Source organism: Cysteiniphilum sp. GTC20157, from assembly GCF_055396795.1.
Genome location: NZ_AP044698.1, coordinates 2,336,935 through 2,355,210 on the forward strand (window position 1 = coordinate 2,336,935; position 18,276 = coordinate 2,355,210).

The 18,276-nt window shown below is 42.3% G+C and carries 10 protein-coding genes, 2 tRNA genes and 3 rRNA genes; 3 read left to right on the top strand and 12 right to left on the bottom strand.

Features of this window, described 5'->3' with window-relative positions; all coding sequences use genetic code 11:
* Positions 1-14 precede the first annotated feature (14 nt).
* The 11 genes from gpmI to ACZ5V8_RS10580 form a co-directional block, all read right to left on the bottom strand.
* Positions 15-1,553: a 2,3-bisphosphoglycerate-independent phosphoglycerate mutase gene (gene gpmI / locus ACZ5V8_RS10530; RefSeq protein WP_464217733.1), complete on the bottom strand. Its 1,539-nt coding sequence runs from the start codon at positions 1,551-1,553 to the stop codon at positions 15-17.
* Positions 1,554-2,482: 929 nt separating this feature from the next.
* Positions 2,483-2,597, bottom strand: a 5S ribosomal RNA gene (rrf, locus tag ACZ5V8_RS10535).
* 46 nt (positions 2,598-2,643) lie between these two features.
* Positions 2,644-6,132: ribosomal RNA gene (locus ACZ5V8_RS10540) — 23S ribosomal RNA — on the bottom strand.
* Positions 6,133-6,297: 165 nt separating this feature from the next.
* Positions 6,298-6,373 (bottom strand) — tRNA-Ala (locus tag ACZ5V8_RS10545).
* A gap of 135 nt (positions 6,374-6,508) precedes the next feature.
* Positions 6,509-6,585, bottom strand: a tRNA-Ile gene (locus ACZ5V8_RS10550).
* Positions 6,586-6,789: 204 nt separating this feature from the next.
* Positions 6,790-8,510, bottom strand: a 16S ribosomal RNA gene (locus tag ACZ5V8_RS10555).
* The 16S, 23S and 5S rRNA genes sit together here with 2 tRNA genes alongside, the layout of an rRNA operon.
* A 274-nt stretch (positions 8,511-8,784) precedes the next feature.
* On the bottom strand, positions 8,785-9,885 hold the full coding sequence (locus ACZ5V8_RS10560; RefSeq protein ID WP_464217734.1) for an ABC transporter ATP-binding protein: 1,101 nt from the start codon (positions 9,883-9,885) through the stop codon (positions 8,785-8,787).
* A gap of 15 nt (positions 9,886-9,900) precedes the next feature.
* Positions 9,901-10,758 carry a sn-glycerol-3-phosphate ABC transporter permease UgpE gene (ugpE, locus tag ACZ5V8_RS10565; protein ID WP_464217735.1) on the bottom strand — a complete coding sequence of 286 codons (858 nt, stop codon included), beginning with the start codon at positions 10,756-10,758 and terminating at the stop codon, positions 9,901-9,903.
* Positions 10,755-11,639 (bottom strand): sn-glycerol-3-phosphate ABC transporter permease UgpA, encoded by an 885-nt coding sequence (gene ugpA / locus ACZ5V8_RS10570; RefSeq protein ID WP_464217736.1) that lies wholly within the window; start codon positions 11,637-11,639, stop codon positions 10,755-10,757. Before ugpA ends, ugpE begins: the two co-directional genes overlap by 4 nt.
* Before the next feature lie 3 nt (positions 11,640-11,642).
* Positions 11,643-11,936 carry a hypothetical protein gene (locus tag ACZ5V8_RS10575; protein ID WP_464217737.1) on the bottom strand — a complete coding sequence of 98 codons (294 nt, stop codon included), beginning with the start codon at positions 11,934-11,936 and terminating at the stop codon, positions 11,643-11,645.
* Positions 11,937-11,966: 30 nt separating this feature from the next.
* Positions 11,967-13,016 (bottom strand): extracellular solute-binding protein, encoded by a 1,050-nt coding sequence (locus ACZ5V8_RS10580; protein ID WP_464217738.1) that lies wholly within the window; start codon positions 13,014-13,016, stop codon positions 11,967-11,969.
* 315 nt (positions 13,017-13,331) lie between these two features.
* Here ACZ5V8_RS10580 and hemA point away from each other — a divergent pair, with 315 nt between their 5' ends.
* From hemA to prmC, 3 genes are read left to right on the top strand one after another with little or no spacing between them, the layout of a single operon-like run.
* The gene (gene hemA, locus ACZ5V8_RS10585; protein ID WP_464217739.1) at positions 13,332-14,576 is read left to right on the top strand and encodes a glutamyl-tRNA reductase; all 1,245 of its coding nucleotides are present in this window, start codon (positions 13,332-13,334) and stop codon (positions 14,574-14,576) included.
* Between the two features lies 1 nt (position 14,577).
* Positions 14,578-15,669, top strand: a complete 1,092-nt coding sequence (gene prfA / locus ACZ5V8_RS10590) for a peptide chain release factor 1 (RefSeq protein ID WP_464217740.1) — start codon at positions 14,578-14,580, stop codon at positions 15,667-15,669.
* The gene (prmC, locus tag ACZ5V8_RS10595; protein WP_464217741.1) at positions 15,662-16,504 is read left to right on the top strand and encodes a peptide chain release factor N(5)-glutamine methyltransferase; all 843 of its coding nucleotides are present in this window, start codon (positions 15,662-15,664) and stop codon (positions 16,502-16,504) included. Before prfA ends, prmC begins: the two co-directional genes overlap by 8 nt.
* 185 nt (positions 16,505-16,689) lie before the next feature.
* On the opposite strand, the gene ACZ5V8_RS10600 is transcribed toward prmC, so the two are convergent.
* Positions 16,690-18,051, bottom strand: a complete 1,362-nt coding sequence (locus ACZ5V8_RS10600; RefSeq protein WP_464217742.1) for a flavin monoamine oxidase family protein — start codon at positions 18,049-18,051, stop codon at positions 16,690-16,692.
* Positions 18,052-18,276 lie beyond the last annotated feature (225 nt).

Here is an 18,276-nt window from a genome sequence, read left to right on the forward strand (position 1 = left end):
ACTCACACTCATTTTTATTCAAATTCCAAAATAGACTTACCCGTCATTTCTCGAGGCTTATTCACACCAATAACTTCTAATATTGTTGGGGCAATATCTGATAATTTACCATCATTTAAAGCAACTGAAGCTTTCTTGCTACCCTGATAGATAAAAGGCACGGGGTTCGTCGTATGTGCAGTATGAATCTTACCGGTTTCAGGATCAACCATCTGATCGGCATTACCGTGATCGGCAGTAATAAACAAATTACCATTAATAGTATGAACAGCATCAGCAACACGTCCAAGACATTTATCTAAAGCCTCAATTGCTTTTACTGCTGCATCATAATTACCCGTATGCCCAACCATATCAGAGTTAGCATAATTGCAGATAATCACATCGTATTTCTGCGCATCAATTGCTTCAACTAGCTTATCTGTTACTTCATAAGCACTCATCTCAGGTTGCAAATCATAGGTAGCCACTTTAGGCGAGGGTACCAAAATACGATCCTCACCGACAAATGGCGTTTCCTGACCGCCATTAAAGAAAAAAGTTACATGCGCATATTTCTCAGTTTCTGCAATTCTTAATTGTGTCATATTGTTATTTGCTAGCACTTCACCCAAAATATTTGTCAATTGCTCCGGTAAATACGCGACAGATGCATCAATATCGTCAGCATATTTTGTTAAAGTCACAAAATGCACTTTAGGAAAAACTTGGCGCTTAAAGCCAGAGAACTCACTATCGGTAAACACATGTGATAATTGACGCGCACGATCAGAACGGAAATTCATAAAAATAACACCATCACCATCCGCTATTGTCACTGAATGATTATGCTTTTGAATGATTGTTGGCTTAACAAATTCATCATTTTCATTGCGTGCATATGCCATATTTAATGCTTCTTCAGCACTGTTAGCAATGTACTCTGCTTTCCCGCTTGTCATTGCATCATAGGCTTTCTCAACACGATCCCAACGATTATCACGATCCATTGCATAATAGCGTCCACTAACACTTGCAATATAGCCAACGCCAAGTGCTGACAATAACGCATCGACTTTTTGCAATGAAGCTTGAGCGGAACGTGGCGGCATATCACGACCATCTAAAAAAGCGTGAACGAATACTTTTTTCGCTCCTCGCTCAGCTGCTAGCTTAATCATTGCAATAATATGCTCTTCATGCGAATGCACACCACCTGGTGATAAGAGCCCCATAATATGTACAGCTTTGTCATCTGTCACAGCTTGATCAACCGTTTTGGTTAGCACTTGATTGTTAAAGAAACTTTTATCTTTAATTGCTTCATCAACCCGAGTTAGCTCTTGATAAACAATACGCCCTGAACCAATATTAATGTGCCCCACTTCCGAGTTGCCCATCTGCCCTTGCGGTAAACCTACCATTAAACCTGAGGCATTAATTAAGGTATGCGTTGAATGCTGCCAGATATTATCCCAATTGGGTTTATTGGCATTATTAATGGCGTTATCTTTATTTTCTTCACGATAACCCCAACCATCGAGTATCAATAGAACAGTTGTTTGCTTTTTCATAAAATCTCCAGAAAAACAGATCATTCTATTGTATGCGCTCGATAGCCAAAAGGCTAGATAGTTGTGTGTAATCAAACTAATACAAAGCAAAAAGGCACCGTTAGGTGCCTTTGTAATAATAAAAAACCTGATGATGTTCTACTTAACTTCAGGCGTCCTGCCTTACGCCATTTCATGGTCAATGTCATACTTCCATTGATCAAATTTGTTCCCAACAAATTTGTCACATGGCGAATGGTGAGACGGAAAACAAAATAGTGCCAACTATTTGCCGTCGAACGCCACTTGTCACGGATTAGCAAGTGGCCGATTTGAAAAAATACAGGAAGTATTTTTAATAAATACACTATCATCGACGCTAACTGTTTTCACTTCTGAGTTCGGAATGGGTTAAAAGCACTGCTTTTAACGACTTTGAAGCGAGGGGGTACTTTCTCCCGAGCGTTGATTCAAAGTCCGGAATGATCACCATGGAAGGTTTTATTGTAAATCTGATGCCACAAAGCAAAAAGGCACCGTTAGGTGCCTTTGTAATAAAAAACCTGATGATGTTCTACTTAACTTCAGGCGTCCTGCCTTACGCCATTACATGGTCAATGTCATGCTTCCATTGATCAAATTTGTTCCCAACAAATTTGTCACATGGCGAATGGTGAGACGGAAAACCAAATAGTGCCAACTATTTGCCGTCGAACGCCACTTGTCACGGACCTGCAAGTGGCCGATTTGAAAAAATACAGGAAGTATTTTTGATAAATACACTATCATCGACGCTAACTGTTTTCACTTCTGAGTTCGGAATGGTGAAGCGGGAATACAAATAGCATCGCTATTTGCCGCTGAACGCCATTTGCTACGGATTAGCTAATGGCTGGCTTTGATAAAAATACAAGGAGGTATTTTTGAAAAGCTCAGGTGGAATATAATATGCTTGGCAATGTCTTACTTTCACATGGCGAATGCCACACTATCATCAGCGCTAAATCGTTTCACTTCTGAGTTCGGAATGGAGTCAGGTGGAGCCGATTCGCTATCGTCGCCAAGCAACTTGTAGGTTCTCTAAAAACCTTTAACAATCTATCATAGAGTAATAACCAAGTCTCTCGGGCAATTAGTACTGGTTAGCTTCATACATTACTGCACTTCTACAGCCAGCCTATCAACGTCGTAGTCTTCAACAACCCTTCAGATCAGAGAACAGATGACTGAAGACTGATGACAGATAATCGAATCGCTTCGCGATGATCTAATTTAAATATTAAAACCATCAAGCTTGCTTGATCCATATTCTGTCTTCTGTCCTCTGTGTTCTGTCCTCCAATAGGGAGATCTCATCTTGAGGCTGGCTTCCCGCTTAGATGCTTTCAGCGGTTATCCATTCCGAACGTAGCTACTGGGCAATGCCTCTGGCGAGACAACCCAAACACCAGCGGTTCGTTCATCCCGGTCCTCTCGTACTAGGAACAAACCCTCTCAAATCTCCTACGCCCACGGCAGATAGGGACCGAACTGTCTCACGACGTTCTAAACCCAGCTCGCGTACCACTTTAAATGGCGAACAGCCATACCCTTGGGACCTGCTTCAGCCCCAGGATGTGATGAGCCGACATCGAGGTGCCAAACTCCTCCGTCGATATGAACTCTTGGGAGGAATCAGCCTGTTATCCCCGGAGTACCTTTTATCCGTTGAGCGATGGCCCTTCCATTCAGAACCACCGGATCACTAAGACCTACTTTCGTACCTGATCGAGCCGTCACTCTCTCAGTCAAGCGCACTTTTGCCTTTATACTCTTGGTGCGATTTCCGACCGCACCGAGTGCACCTTCGTACTCCTCCGTTACTCTTTGGGAGGAGACCGCCCCAGTCAAACTACCCACCATACACTGTCCTCGGCTTCCGCCTGAGTTAGAACTCCAAAAATATCAGGGTGGTATTTCAACGTCGACTCCTCCAGAGCTAGCGCCCTGAATTCATAGTCTCCCACCTATCCTACACAAATATTTTCAAAGTCCAGTGCAAAGCTATAGTAAAGGTTCACGGGGTCTTTCCGTCTAACCGCGGGTACGCAGCATCTTCACTGCGATTTCAATTTCACTGAGTCCCAGATGGAGACAGTGTGGCCATCGTTACGCCATTCGTGCAGGTCGGAACTTACCCGACAAGGAATTTCGCTACCTTAGGACCGTTATAGTTACGGCCGCCGTTTACCGGGGCTTCGATCCAGAGCTTCTCCTACCACTTAATTACTCTGTCAATTCTTCTCTTAAGCGCTGATATAGCAAAACCCTCATTCGATTCGCTCGCTTTAACTTAGCTTCTCTCAACCTAGCAAGCTTCTCACTTGCATAAGCTTCGTAGTAGACAAGAATCCAATCTCTCGTCTGACTTGTGTATTTACTTCTACCTGACTTATGCGAATCAATTCTCCTTCTTAGGTCTTTACTATAACCCAAGTAAAAATTATCTAACGCTTTTGAATAAATCACGTATACATAATACATATCAAACTCCAAAATAATTAAGTGGTAGGATAACCCCTTCAATTAACCTTCCGGCACCGGGCAGGCGTCACACCCTATACTTCCTCTTTCGAGTTCGCAGAGTGCTGTGTTTTTAGTAAACAGTCGCAGCCACCTGATATCTGCAACCCCTTCAAGCTCCAGATGTTCATCCTTCACCCTAACGGGGCACACCTTCTCCCGAAGTTACGGTGTCATTTTGCCTAGTTCCTTCACCTGGGTTCTCTCATCGCCTTGGTATTCTCTACCCACCCACCTGTGTCGGTTTACAGTACGGTCAATCATAATCTATGCTTAGAAGGTTTTCCTGGAAGCAGAGCATCAATCTCTTCGTGGAGCAAGCTCCACTTCGTCTCACGCCTCAGATCAACATGTATCCGGATTTACCTAAACACACTACCTACACGCTTTCACCCGGACAACCATCCGCCGGGCAGACCTAGCTTTCTCCGTCTCTCCATCGCAATTACAATCGGTACAGGAATATTAACCTGTTTCCCATCGACTACTCCCTTCGGATTCGCCTTAGGAGCCGACTTACCCTACGTTGATTAACATTGCGTAGGAAACCTTGGGTTTTCGGCCAATAAGAATCTCACTTATTTATCGTTACTCATGTCAGCATTCGCACTTCTGATACCTCCAGCAAACTTCTCAATTCACCTTCTTCAGCTTACAGAACGCTCCCCTACCATGGCACCATAGGTGCCATCCGCAGCTTCGGTGTATCGCTTAGCCCCGTTAAATCTTACGCGCAAGCCGACTCGACCAGTGAGCTATTACGCTTTCTTTAAAGGGTGGCTGCTTCTAAGCCAACCTCCTGGCTGTCTATGCCTTCTCACATCGTTTCCCACTTAGCGATAACTTGGGGACCTTAGCTGGCGGTCTGGGCTCTTTCCCTCTCCACGACGGACCTTAGCACCCGCCGTGTGTCTCCTGTGATTCAACTTCGTCGTATTCTAAGTTTGCATCGAGTCGGTAAGGTCGCAAAACCCCCCTAGTCGAAACAGTGCTTTACCCCAACGAGTCATCCACAAGGCACTACCTAAATAGTTTTCGGGGAGAACCAGCTATCTCCGCGCTTGATTAGCCTTTCACTCCGATCCACAACTCATCCCATAATTTTGCAACATTACCGGGTTCGGTCCTCCAGTTGGTGTTACCCAACCTTCAACCTGGTCATGGATAGATCGCGTCGGTTTCGGGTCTACTCCTAGCGACTCATCGCTCTATTAAAACTCGCTTTCGCTACGGATCCCTTATTCAGTTATCCTCGCCACTAAAAGTAACTCGCTGACCCATTATACAAAAGGTACGCCATCACATCTCTTAAAAATGCTCTGACTGCTTGTACGCAAACGGTTTCAGGTTCTATTTCACTCCCCTTATCGGGGTTCTTTTCGCCTTTCCCTCACGGTACTGGTTCACTATCGGTCAGTCAGTAGTATTTAGCCTTGGAGGATGGTCCCCCCATCTTCAAACAGGATTTCACGTGTCCCGCCCTACTTATTCATATACCTAGTTCCACCTATAAATTTTCGTCTACAGGGCTATCACCTGCTATGGCCATCCTTCCCAGAATGTTCAACTAATCTATACGCTAAAATATACAAGGCTCTTCCCCCTTCGCTCGCCGCTACTAAGGGAATCTCGGTTGATTTCTTTTCCTATGGGTACTTAGATGTTTCAGTTCCCCACGTTCGCCTTCAGATGACGGAAAACAGAAGACAGAAGACAGTCGTTGAATCGCTGCGCGATACCTTAAACTTTAAAAATAATTACTTAAATTTAAAATTAAATATCACGTTTCTAAAGTCAACTTACTGTTTCCAATCCGCTATTTTCCGCCATCTGAATGATCAGAAGACATAAGGCATAGATAAAACAGAAAACTTCTGTCTTCTCTCCTCTGCCCTCTGTCTTCTGATCGGGTTCCCCCATTCAGACATCTCCGGATCAATGCTTATTTGCCAACTCCCCGAAGCTTTTCGCAGGCTATCACGTCTTTCATCGCCTCTGACTGCCAAGGCATCCGCCGTTTGCGCTTATTCTCTTGGTCATTACTCTATAATAAATTGTTAAAGATCTCTGTTTCGGATGACCGAAGACTGAGGACTGACGACAGATAATCGTACGCTCACCGATGATTCAATTTAAACATTAAAACCATCAAGCTTGCTTGATTCAAACTCCGTCTTCTGTCCTCTGTCTTCCGTCATCTGGATGGTGGAGCCAAGGAGGATCGAACTCCTGACCTCCTGCGTGCAAAGCAGGCGCTCTCCCAGCTGAGCTATGGCCCCAATTCAGAGGACAGAGAGCAGATGACAGAGAACAGATCTTTGTATCGCTTCGCGATGATTCTTTAAAATAAAAATCGTGCAGCTCACTGCACTCAAAATTACTGTCTTCTGTCTTCCGTCCTCTGTCTTCTGATATGGTGGGTCTGAGTAGACTTGAACTACCGACCTCACCCTTATCAGGGGTGCGCTCTAACCAGCTGAGCTACAGACCCATGCCTGAAAACAGAAAACTGAGAACAAAGGACAGTATTCGAATCGCTTCGCGATGAATTAATTTAAATATTAACCCTTCAAGCTCGCTTGACTCAATTTCTGTCTTCTGTCTTCTGCCTTCTGTCTTCCGGACTAAAAAACATCAATTGTAAACACTTAAATACTTCTCGCACTTTCTTATATTCTTTGTACTTTCGTACCTTTAAGGAGGTGATCCAGCCGCAGGTTCCCCTACGGCTACCTTGTTACGACTTCACCCCAGTCATGAATCACAAAGTGGTAAACGTCCCCCCTACCACTTTTACCATCTCAACAGCCAACAAACAATCATCAACATATCAAAATAATAAAAGTGGTAGGGTTAGACTATCTACTTCTTTTGCAACCCACTCCCATGGTGTGACGGGCGGTGTGTACAAGACCCGGGAACGTATTCACCGCGGCATTCTGATCCGCGATTACTAGCGATTCCGACTTCATGCTCTCGAGTTGCAGAGAGCAATCCGGACTACGAACACCTTTCTGAGTTTCGCTCCAGCTCGCACCTTCGCCTCCCTCTGTAATGCCCATTGTAGCACGTGTGTAGCCCTGCCCGTAAGGGCCATGATGACTTGACGTCGTCCCCACCTTCCTCCGCCTTATCAGCGGCAGTCTCTCTAGAGTGCCCAACTTAATGATGGCAACTAAAAATAAGGGTTGCGCTCGTTGCGGGACTTAACCCAACATTTCACAACACGAGCTGACGACAGCCATGCAGCACCTGTCTCATAGTTCCCGAAGGCACAAATCCATCTCTGAATTCTTCTATGGATGTCAAGGGCAGGTAAGGTTCTTCGCGTTGCATCGAATTAAACCACATGCTCCACCGCTTGTGCGGGTCCCCGTCAATTCCTTTGAGTTTTAACCTTGCGGCCGTAGTCCCCAGGCGGAGTACTTAACGCGTTAGCTGCGCCACTAAATCTTTTACACCAGATCCAACAGCTAGTACTCATCGTTTACAGCGTGGACTACCAGGGTATCTAATCCTGTTTGCTACCCACGCTTTCGTCCCTCAGTGTCAGTTTAACCCCAGATTGTTGCCTTCGCCATTGATGTTCCTTCCGATCTCTACGCATTTCACCGCTACACCGGAAATTCCCCAATCCTCTAGTAAACTCTAGTTAAACAGTATCAAATGCAGTTCCCAGGTTGAGCCCAGGGCTTTCACATCTGACTTATCTAACCACCTACGAACCCTTTACGCCCAGTAATTCCGATTAACGCTCGCACCCTCCGTATTACCGCGGCTGCTGGCACGGAGTTAGCCGGTGCTTATTCTTTAGGTAACGTCAAATTGTCTAGCTCTTAACCTAACAACCTTCCTCCCTAACTAAAGTGCTTTACAACCCTAAGGCCTTCTTCACACACGTGGTATTGCTGGATCAGGGTTGCCCCCATTGTCCAATATTCCCCACTGCTGCCTCCCGTAGGAGTCTGGGCCGTGTCTCAGTCCCAGTGTGGCTGATCTTCCTCTCAGAACAGCTATGGATCATCGCCTTGGTCAGCCTTTACCCAACCAACTAGCTAATCCAACGCAGGCTCATCGTACAGCGACAGCACATAAGTGCTACCTTTGACCCGAAGGTGTCATGCGGTATTAGCAGTCGTTTCCAACTGTTGTCCCCCACTATACGGCAGATTCCTACGCGTTACTCACCCGTCCGCCACTAGCCAGAAGACAGATAACAGAAGACTCAAGACAGTAGTCGAATCGCTCCCGCGATAAATCATTCTAAATCACTAAAATTTGAATCATTTATGCAGCTTGCTGCATTCAACCCTCTGTACTCTGTCATCTGTATTCTGTCTTCCGAACCCGTTCGACTTGCATGTGTTAAGCATACCACCAGCGTTCAATCTGAGCCAGGATCAAACTCTTCAGTTTAAATCCTTAGATCATTAATTCCAGTCCTAAAACAAGAACTAACAACCCGCAAAAATTTTTGCTCAAAGTATTTAAGTATCTACATTTTATATCTCTTTAAACATCTCTTAAACCTTGCTACCAAGGCATTCTCGCGAACATTCTCGCCAAGAACGAGGTGCCATTATACACACCAATTCTAACCCCGCAACCCCTTTTTTCATCTTTTTATGCTTTTTCAGCTTTTTATTGATTTTTGATTGAAATGCGATCTAAAAACCAGTTCAAACGATGATTATTCAACCAAGTCTACTGTTCTATTTAAGGCAATACGTTTCGTTGTATTTCGATCAAAAGCATGAAGGTGCTCTTTTTTAACATGTAAATGTATCGATTGCCCAATATCTCCTTGCCAGTAACCATCAATTTTCACCGTTATTCTTGCGTCACTGCCTTGTACGCAACCGTAAATAAGCGTCTCACCACCTAAATGCTCAACCATTTCAACAACAATTACCAGATCAACATCATCATATTGCTCTTTTAATACAATATGCTCAGGACGGATGCCTATAATAATTTCACGACCTAGCTCATGTTGTGTTTTTAATGTTATAGGCAATATACCGCCATCATCTAACATAACACCTTGCTCACTGACCCTAGCATTTAGGAAATTCATTGCAGGTGCGCCAATAAAGCCTGCGACAAATGTGCTCTGTGGTTTTTGATAAATTTCTTTAGGTGTTGCAAACTGTTCTATATAGCCTTTATTTAACACCACAATACGATCTGCCATTGTCATCGCTTCAACTTGATCATGCGTCACATATAAACTGGTAATACCAAGTCGCTGTTGCAGACGTTTAATCTCTAGCCTCATCTCAACTCTTAGCTTGGCATCAAGGTTAGATAACGGCTCGTCAAATAAAAACAGCTTGGGATTGCGAATAATCGCGCGTCCCATTGCCACACGCTGACGTTGCCCTCCTGATAACGCACCAGGCTTACGATCAAGCAAATGATCAATCTTCAAAAGCTTGGCAATTTCTTCAACGCGTTTGTGGATTTCTACTTTGGCTACCTTTCTTACTTTTAAACCATAAGCAATATTATTAAAAACACTCATATGTGGATAAAGTGCATAATTTTGGAACACCATCGCAATATCACGATCTTTTGGCTCTTTATGTGTAATCTCATTACCACACAAGCTGATTTTCCCTGAAGATGTATTCTCAAGTCCTGCAACCATTCTTAGTAAAGTTGACTTACCACAACCTGATTCACCAACAATCACAATAAACTCACCGGACTCAATCGCTAAATTAATATCGTGTAAAACCTCCGTCTTACCATAAGATTTAATGACATTCTCTAATACTAAATAACTCATAATGCTCTACTTATTTTATTTATCTGTTTCCATTAAGCCCTTGACAAACCAACGCTGCATAATCACAACAATCAATACAGGAATAATCGTTGCTAACATAACCTCTGCCATAATGAAGTTCCAATTGGGGATCTGCCCCAAAGTATCTGCAATCTGCATCAAACCCATTACGATCGTATGCAAGCTTTGATCACTTGATGTAATAATTAATGGCCATAAAAATTGATTCCAACCATAAATAAACATCACAATAAACAAAGCAACAATATTAGTTTTAGATAGTGGCAGTACCACGTCAATAAAAAAACGAATGGGACCGGCGCCATCAATAGCTGCCGCTTCTGCATATTGGCGTGGGATCGTCATAAAAAATTGACGAAACATAAAGGTGGCCGTTGCTGAAGCAATCAATGGCAAGGTTAAGCCAGCAAAAGTATTGAGCATCCCTAGACTCACCACAATGTCATAAGTTGGCACGATACGCACTTCCACTGGCAACATTAATGTCAAAAAAATCGCCCAGAAGAATAGCATCTTAAACCTAAAGTTAAAATAAACCACAGCATATGCTGATATCAACGCTAAAATAATTTTACCAACAGCAATCGCAAGTGCCATCAAGAAGCTATTCCACAACAGCAATAATGCCGGCGGGATATTATATTGACTACTTCCAACTAAAGCCGTTTGATAGTTTGTCGCAAAGTCATGCCCTGGCAATATTGGGATCACTTGCGTTGCTGAATTTAAGGTTTCGATCGACTGGGTTGATGTAACAAATGCGACATAAATAGGCAATAGCATAATCACGATGCCTAATATTAATAGTGCGTGCGTCATAAATGTCAGCACAGGACGTCTTTCTACCATCATGCGTAGTGCACCTTTTTTTCTACATATTTAAATTGAATTACCGACAATATGATAATAATCAGCATCAATATTACCGATTGCGCTGATGAGCTGCCAATTTGCTGTCCAATAAAGCCTGTGGCATAAACGTTATACACCAAGATATTGGTTGAATCCGCAGGTCCGCCTTGCGTCATTGTCGCAATAATACCGAAGGTGTCAAAAAACGCATACACCAGATTGATTGTTAATAAAAAGAAAGTTGTTGGCGAAATCAATGGAAAAGTAATCTGCCAAAAGCGTCTGATAGGTCCTGCGCCATCAATAGCCGCTGCTTCAAGCATGGATTTAGGCACCGCTGCCAATCCTGCCAAAAAGAAGATGAAGTTATAACTCACCTGCTGCCATGAGGCACCGAAAATAGTAACCATCAATGCTTGTGAACCATTACTGTAATAATTCCAATCAACCCCGAAATGTGCTAACACCCAAGTAACAACACCCACGGCTGGATTAAACAAAAAGCCCCACAACACACCCGTTACTGCAGTTGCCACAGCATATGGCCACAAAATAAAAGTCTTGTAGATCTTGGCTCCGCGTATAACACGCATCACAAGCACGGCAAATAATAACCCAACACCCATCGCCAAAAATGTCACTGCGACTGAAAAAATCGCTGTTGTAATAAATGATTGCAAGTAACTACTATCACTTAATAAAGTCCAGTAATTCTCAAATCCAACAAAATGAGACACCGTCCCCCAGAAATTACTGCTATAAAACGAACTGATAACGCTTTGAATTGCCGGATAGATAAAAAACAACAGCGTAATCACCAGTTGTGGCAATATCAACAAATAAGGCAACCATCCTGCCTTATAAAATCCTTGATAATGCATAAATTAAACCTTATTTTGTCTATAAAACTGATTAATTAACTTATTTCCCTTATCCACTGTATCCTCAAGCGCGTCATCGACACTTTGCTGATTGGAGAAAATACGCTCAAGCATCGAGTCATTTTCCTGCCGAATCAACGGGAAATTACCCAGTCTAATGCCTAAAGTATAAGGTTTAGGTGGCGCGTTATTTAAAGACTCAACAGCAATTAATGCATTAGGGTCTTTCTTATAATATCCCTCTTTTTGCATTAACTCATAAGCTGACTTGGTAGCTGGAACATATCCGGTATCCATTGCCCATTGCGCTTGGATTTTGGGTTGTGCCTAGAATTGATAAAAGGATGCCACCCCTTCATATATAAGATCAGCATTGGGTGTATTCTTAGGTAATGCAAATGTCCACATAGCCCCTCCGCCAATAATCGTATTTTGTGGCTTACGTGTATCTTTTGTTTGCCAAAATGGAATTTTTGCCACACCTACTTTGAATGTTGGTAATTTTGAATAATCTGCCAAGAGGGATGATGATTGCAAAATCATCGCACACTTCCCGCTAGTAAATAAGGTATCTGCAGAGCCTAAACGTCCGCCATATTGGAAAATGCCTTTTGTTTGCCAAGCCTTAAGTTGCGCTAAGAAATCGGCTATTGTTTGATTGTCAAATATAAGTTTTGGCTTCATCGAGTCAAAACCATTATTCGCATTAGCAAACGCCAAATTATTCCATGCACTAAACTCTTCCAAGAGGATCCATGAGGGGTAAGCAGCTGTCATTGCACACGCCTGACCTGATTGAATTAACTTCTCCCCCACTTTAGTCAACTCTTGCCAAGTAACCGGAGGGTGTATGACACCCGCTTTAGCTAAAGCCGTTTTGTTATAAAAAAGCACAGGTGAAGAACTATTAAAAGGGAAACCAGCGAGCTTACCATCTACGCTATAGTAGCCACTCACCGCAGGCCAAAAGTCACTTTGATCAATTGTAATGCCCGTCATCCTTTCAAGCTCATACAGCGGAATAATCGCACCATTTGAGTAAATCATCATTGCGGTACCAATCTCGTAAGATACCAACATATTCGGTTGTGTGCTTGAACGATAAGCTGTTGCCGCTGCGGTTAATGAGTTTTGATAATTGGATTTATTAATCGCCTCAACATAATACTTATGCTGACTTTGATTATACTCATTGACAATTTTGTCTAAAGCATAGTTAAGCGACCCACCAAATGAATGCCATAATACCAGATGAACCCTGTCATCTGGTTGCTTTTTTCCATCAAATACCGCCTTTGCTTTCTGCCAAAAATCACCGGCAAAAGCTTGTGACAACACCCCGCAGACAAGCACTATAGCTACGCACAGATAGCGCATTAGATCCCCTTTCTCGTAATTTAAATACTGAATTATTAATAAAGCATGTTACAAAATTATGACAATAACAACAAATAAAAACATAGAGTATCAGCTTGCAAAAATATCCACCTAAACCACATACCGATAAGCCTGCAGCATTAGTTGCTTTTCCAACCATAGCACTTTTCTTTTTTTATGCTACAATACCGACCAGTTTCATGAGCAGCTCTTATCACTTGTTATCCGTAAATTAGCAAATCAAATAGTGATTATAGTTTTGAGCAAAACTCACTCATGCGATTAACAAGAATAATAAGCAAAGCAGGTAGATAAATGACGTTAGTTTCTTTAGCGATAGACTATAAAAAAGCTTCTTTAGATGTGCGCGGTGCATTCACCCTCGACAATGAGCGCCTTGGTCAACATTTACAAACGCTAAAAAAACAATGTGGTGTTGAGCAATGTCTTATTTTATCAACCTGCAATCGCACGGAAATATACACCGTCATTTCTGAATTAAAACACTTAGATCATGTTATCAATTGGTGGCAACAATCGGCAAAACGTAATGACTTTGATTTAAAAAATTATCTCATCGTCCGCCAAGATACGCATGTCGCACATCACTTAATGCGCTTAAGCTGTGGGTTAGAGTCAATGGTTTTAGGTGAACCACAAATTTTAGGTCAAATCAAATATGCTTATGCTGAGGCACTTGCAAATAACACGTTAGGTGGAGATCTTAATCGCTTAATGCAAAAGGTTTTCTCTATTGCAAAACGCGTGAGATTTCACACCAATATTGGGCAATGTCCGGTGTCTGTTGCTTTTTCAGCAGTGACATTAGCCAAGCAAAGCTTAAGTAATTTTGAAGATAAAACCATTATTGTCATTGGTGCAGGAAGCACGGCAATGCTTGTGACAAAACACTTAGCAAGTCTCACGCCAAAACGCCTTATCATTGTCAATCGCACACTAGAAAAAGCACAGCAACTCGCACTTGAGCATCACGCAGAGGCCTTTTCATTATCCGAGCTTAGCTACCTTGCTGAACAGGCTGATATTATTGTCAGTGCCGTTAACTCGCGTGAGTTGATTTTGACAGCTGATATGCTAACCAACAGAAATCCAAAAACGCTAATTGACCTGTCGGTGCCACGTGTCATTGATCCATTATTCGATCAAATAGATAACATAACCACCTACTGTGTTGATGACATTCAAGGATTGATTCAAAACAATAAAACATTGCGTGAAAAAGCGGCATTACGTGCTGAGAAATGGATTGAAAAAGGTTTAGATGATTATATCAATAAAGAAAAAGCCATTCTTTCTGACAATACCATCAAAGCCATGCGCAATCAAACCAAAGACATGATTGATGACGAGCTCAATCGTTGCCTTAAGCGCTTAGAAAATGGCGAGGATCCTAAAATGGTTCTGGCACGCTTTGCGCATAATGTTAAAAATAAATGGCTACATACGCCAAGCGTGTCACTGAGAAATGCAGCCGTTGAAGGACGCAATGACATGCTTAACTTAGCCGAAGAAATTTTTGGCTTAAACACTGGACTATAAAATGAAAGACTCAATCAAACGAAAATTACAAGGCTTGATCGAACGCCATGAGGAAATTGCAGCCCTTTTAGGTGAGGTAGAGATCATTAATGATCAAAATAGATTTCGCGATTTATCCAAAGAATATGCGCAACTAGAGCCACTGGTAGTCACATTCAAAGCTTATGAGCAAGCGCATGAAGATATAAAAAGCGCCAATGACATGCTCAAAGAAAGTGATCCTGAAATGAAGGAAATGGCTAAAGAAGAACTTAATGACGCTGAAGAGCGAATTGCAACCTTAAGCAAAGCGCTTGAAATTTTATTATTACCAAAAGACCCCAATGATGGTGCCAACGTATTTCTTGAGATTCGTGCGGGCACCGGTGGCGATGAAGCTGCTATCTTCTCAGGTGATTTATTTAAAATGTACAGTCGCTATGCTGAAACGCAAGGTTGGCGAATTGAGATTGTTAGTCAAAGCGATGGTGAGCATGGCGGCTTCAAAGAAATCATCAGTAAGATTTCAGGTGAGAATGTCTACTCGCAACTTAAGTTTGAATCTGGCGCGCATCGCGTGCAACGCGTCCCTGAAACAGAGTCACAGGGGCGCGTACATACCTCGGCTTGCACAGTCGCCATTATGCCGGAAGCTGATGAAGTTGAAGGGATTGATATTAACCCTGCGGATCTAAAAGTAGACACCTTTCGCGCCTCAGGCGCTGGTGGTCAGCATGTTAACAAAACAGATTCCGCCATCCGTATAACTCACATTCCAACCGGTGTGGTTGTTGAATGTCAAGATCAACGCTCACAACATAAAAACCGCGCTCAAGCAATGTCAATGCTCAAAGCAAGACTCTTACAAGCTGAGATTGATAAGCAACAACACGAACAATCCAGTCAACGTAAAAGTCTCGTTGGTAGTGGCGATCGCTCTGAGCGTATTCGCACCTACAATTATCCACAAGGGCGTGTAACTGATCATCGCATTAATTTGACTCTTTACAAGCTTGAAGAAGTGATGCAAGGTGATTTAGGTTCAGTGATTCAGCCACTGATTCACGAATATCAAGCTGATCTACTTGTACAAATGTCTGAAGAAAATGCCTAATAACACCATTCAAGCTATTCTTGCAATCTATAGCAAACAACTTGAGTCTGTCTCTGATAGCCCACGCATTGATATTGAGCGCTTACTTTGTCATGTACTAAAAGTATCAACGAGTTATTTATACACTTGGTCAGAAAAACCTTTAACAGAAGACGAATTTCAACAGTTTAGTGCATTATTTACAAGACGCTTACAGGGTGAACCTGTTGCTTATTTGACAGGTAAGCAAGGTTTTTGGGATCTTGAATTACTTGTCGATAAACACACACTCATTCCACGCACGGATACCGAAGTACTTATTGAAGCAATACTTAATAAATTCACACAGCACAACAAACTGAAAGTGCTAGATTTAGGTACAGGCAGTGGCGCTATTGCTTTAAGTATTGCCCATGCTCAAGCTGATTGGCAAATAACTGCCATTGATTTCTGTGAGCAAGCGCTTAAGGTTGCCACCCAAAATAAAGATTATTACCAATTAAGTAATGTAAAACTTTTGCAAGGTAGTTGGTATCAGCCAGTCGCTAATAAGCAATTTGATATTATTGTCTCCAACCCCCCCTATATTGATCAATCAGATCCTGAACTATGCATGCATGTTCGCCAATATGAACCAACCACCGCACTTATTGCTAAAAATAATGGTCTAGCTGATATAGAGCACATTATTTGCCATGGCAAGGCACACTTAAAAGAAAGTGGCTTTATGATTATTGAGCATGGCTTTCAACAAGCACAATCTGTTGCCGATATCTTCAGCACTTATGATTATAAAAACATCCAGCATTATCACGATTTAAATGGACATATTCGCGCAACCAGTTCAGAGAATTAGGCTAAGACTAAATATTTACCCAAAAGAGCTCATCGCACCCTAAGCATAAGTCGAAGCGATGCACTGAGCATCAATCGAAGTGGGTAAGCTTGGGAAAATCACACCTCAATAAAGGCTTCGACTGACGCTCAGCCAGCGCTTACACAATCGAAGTGAGCAAGAAAATGGTCATCACCGAGAATTAACTATAAATAGGGATCGTCAACAATGGCAGTACGTTTACGCACGTCTTCAGTTAATAAATCGATTTGCAAAATCTGATACGCTGAGCGCACCCCACTTAAGAATGCCCCATGCACCGTTGATGGGAAATAAAATGACGTTGCTTCACCGGCAAAGAATAATTTATTATCAACCGGTTTACCCAATTTTTGCCGACGTTTCGCCTTAACGCCAACTGGTAAATAAGAATAAGAGCCATAACTATACTCATCATTTGCCCAACGCGTAATGCAGTGATTTTTAAGTCTCGGCAAGTTTTCACCATACATATGCTTTAGCGAATCGATAATCAATGCTAATAACTCACGATCGCTTAATTGTTCAAGCTGCTTACCGACAACACCGGCGGTAAATGCCATTAAGATTGGTTGTTTAGTTAAGGGATAGAAGTTCATCATCTCACGCGCAATGCGATGCTCTGGCGACAAGCAGGCAATACTCTGCGCTTCTTTATCCCAGAACACTTCTTCAAACTCAAGATAAATTTTATTTAACACACCCATTTCAAGCTGCTGAATGGATTTACGCTTGGCTTGAGGCAAATAAGGATTAAAGCCAATATCTGCATGTTTTAATACACCTAATGGTACGCTAACCAAAACATAGGTTGCTTGGTATTGTTTTGTTGAAGTCGATACCTGTACTAAATCGCCACTATAATCGATATTTTGCACAGGATCACTTAAACGAATGTCCAAATCATTTGACAATAGATCAGCAATTTGCGCATACCCATCGGGGAATAGTCGATCACTGCCTGCAAAATCAATATCAGCATGATGGCTTTCAGCTGAGAGCTCTTTTGCCTCAATCGCATACTCATATAAAAATAATGTATCCGCAATATAGTCAATATAAAGCACATCATCTTTAACAATCTGATGATCGATAATAAATTGTCGTTTAATATCAGCAATAGATCTTAGGTGACTTTCCTCATCGACTTGTAACGCTTCAAGATAATCAAGAAAATCTGCCATCCAATTAGCAATTCTCAACTTTTGCTCATGGCTTAATGCGTTAAACTCTTGATCATACATCTGGCGATGCACAATATTATCAGGAGATGGTCCACACATCTGTGAGCGCCATGTACTGATATTATGCTTCTTGGCTAAGCGAGTAATTGGGTTTTCTTGTACACCATGAATCCATGAAGCACCAAGATCAATCACTGCATCAGCAAAGCATTGACTATGCACTCTCCCTCCCACACGATCACGCGCCTCAAGGACTAATACATCAAAACCATTTAACATGAGGTTATTGGCTGCAGCAAGACCTGCAACACCAGCACCCACAACAATGACGTCGTATACTTGCATAAATCTATCCTTTTGATATTTACCTACCCTAGTATATCTGAGCACTTTACTATGTGGCAGCATTTCTTAGTAACGATATATAAATAAGTTGCAGCAGCTAACACCTCTCGCCTTTGGACGTTGCTCGTGTAGCTTGGAGGAAATTAAAACATAACTTCTTATTGACTGATTACTGAGTACCTCTAAATTCAATTGCAGAAACATTCTAAATATGATTTGAGATGA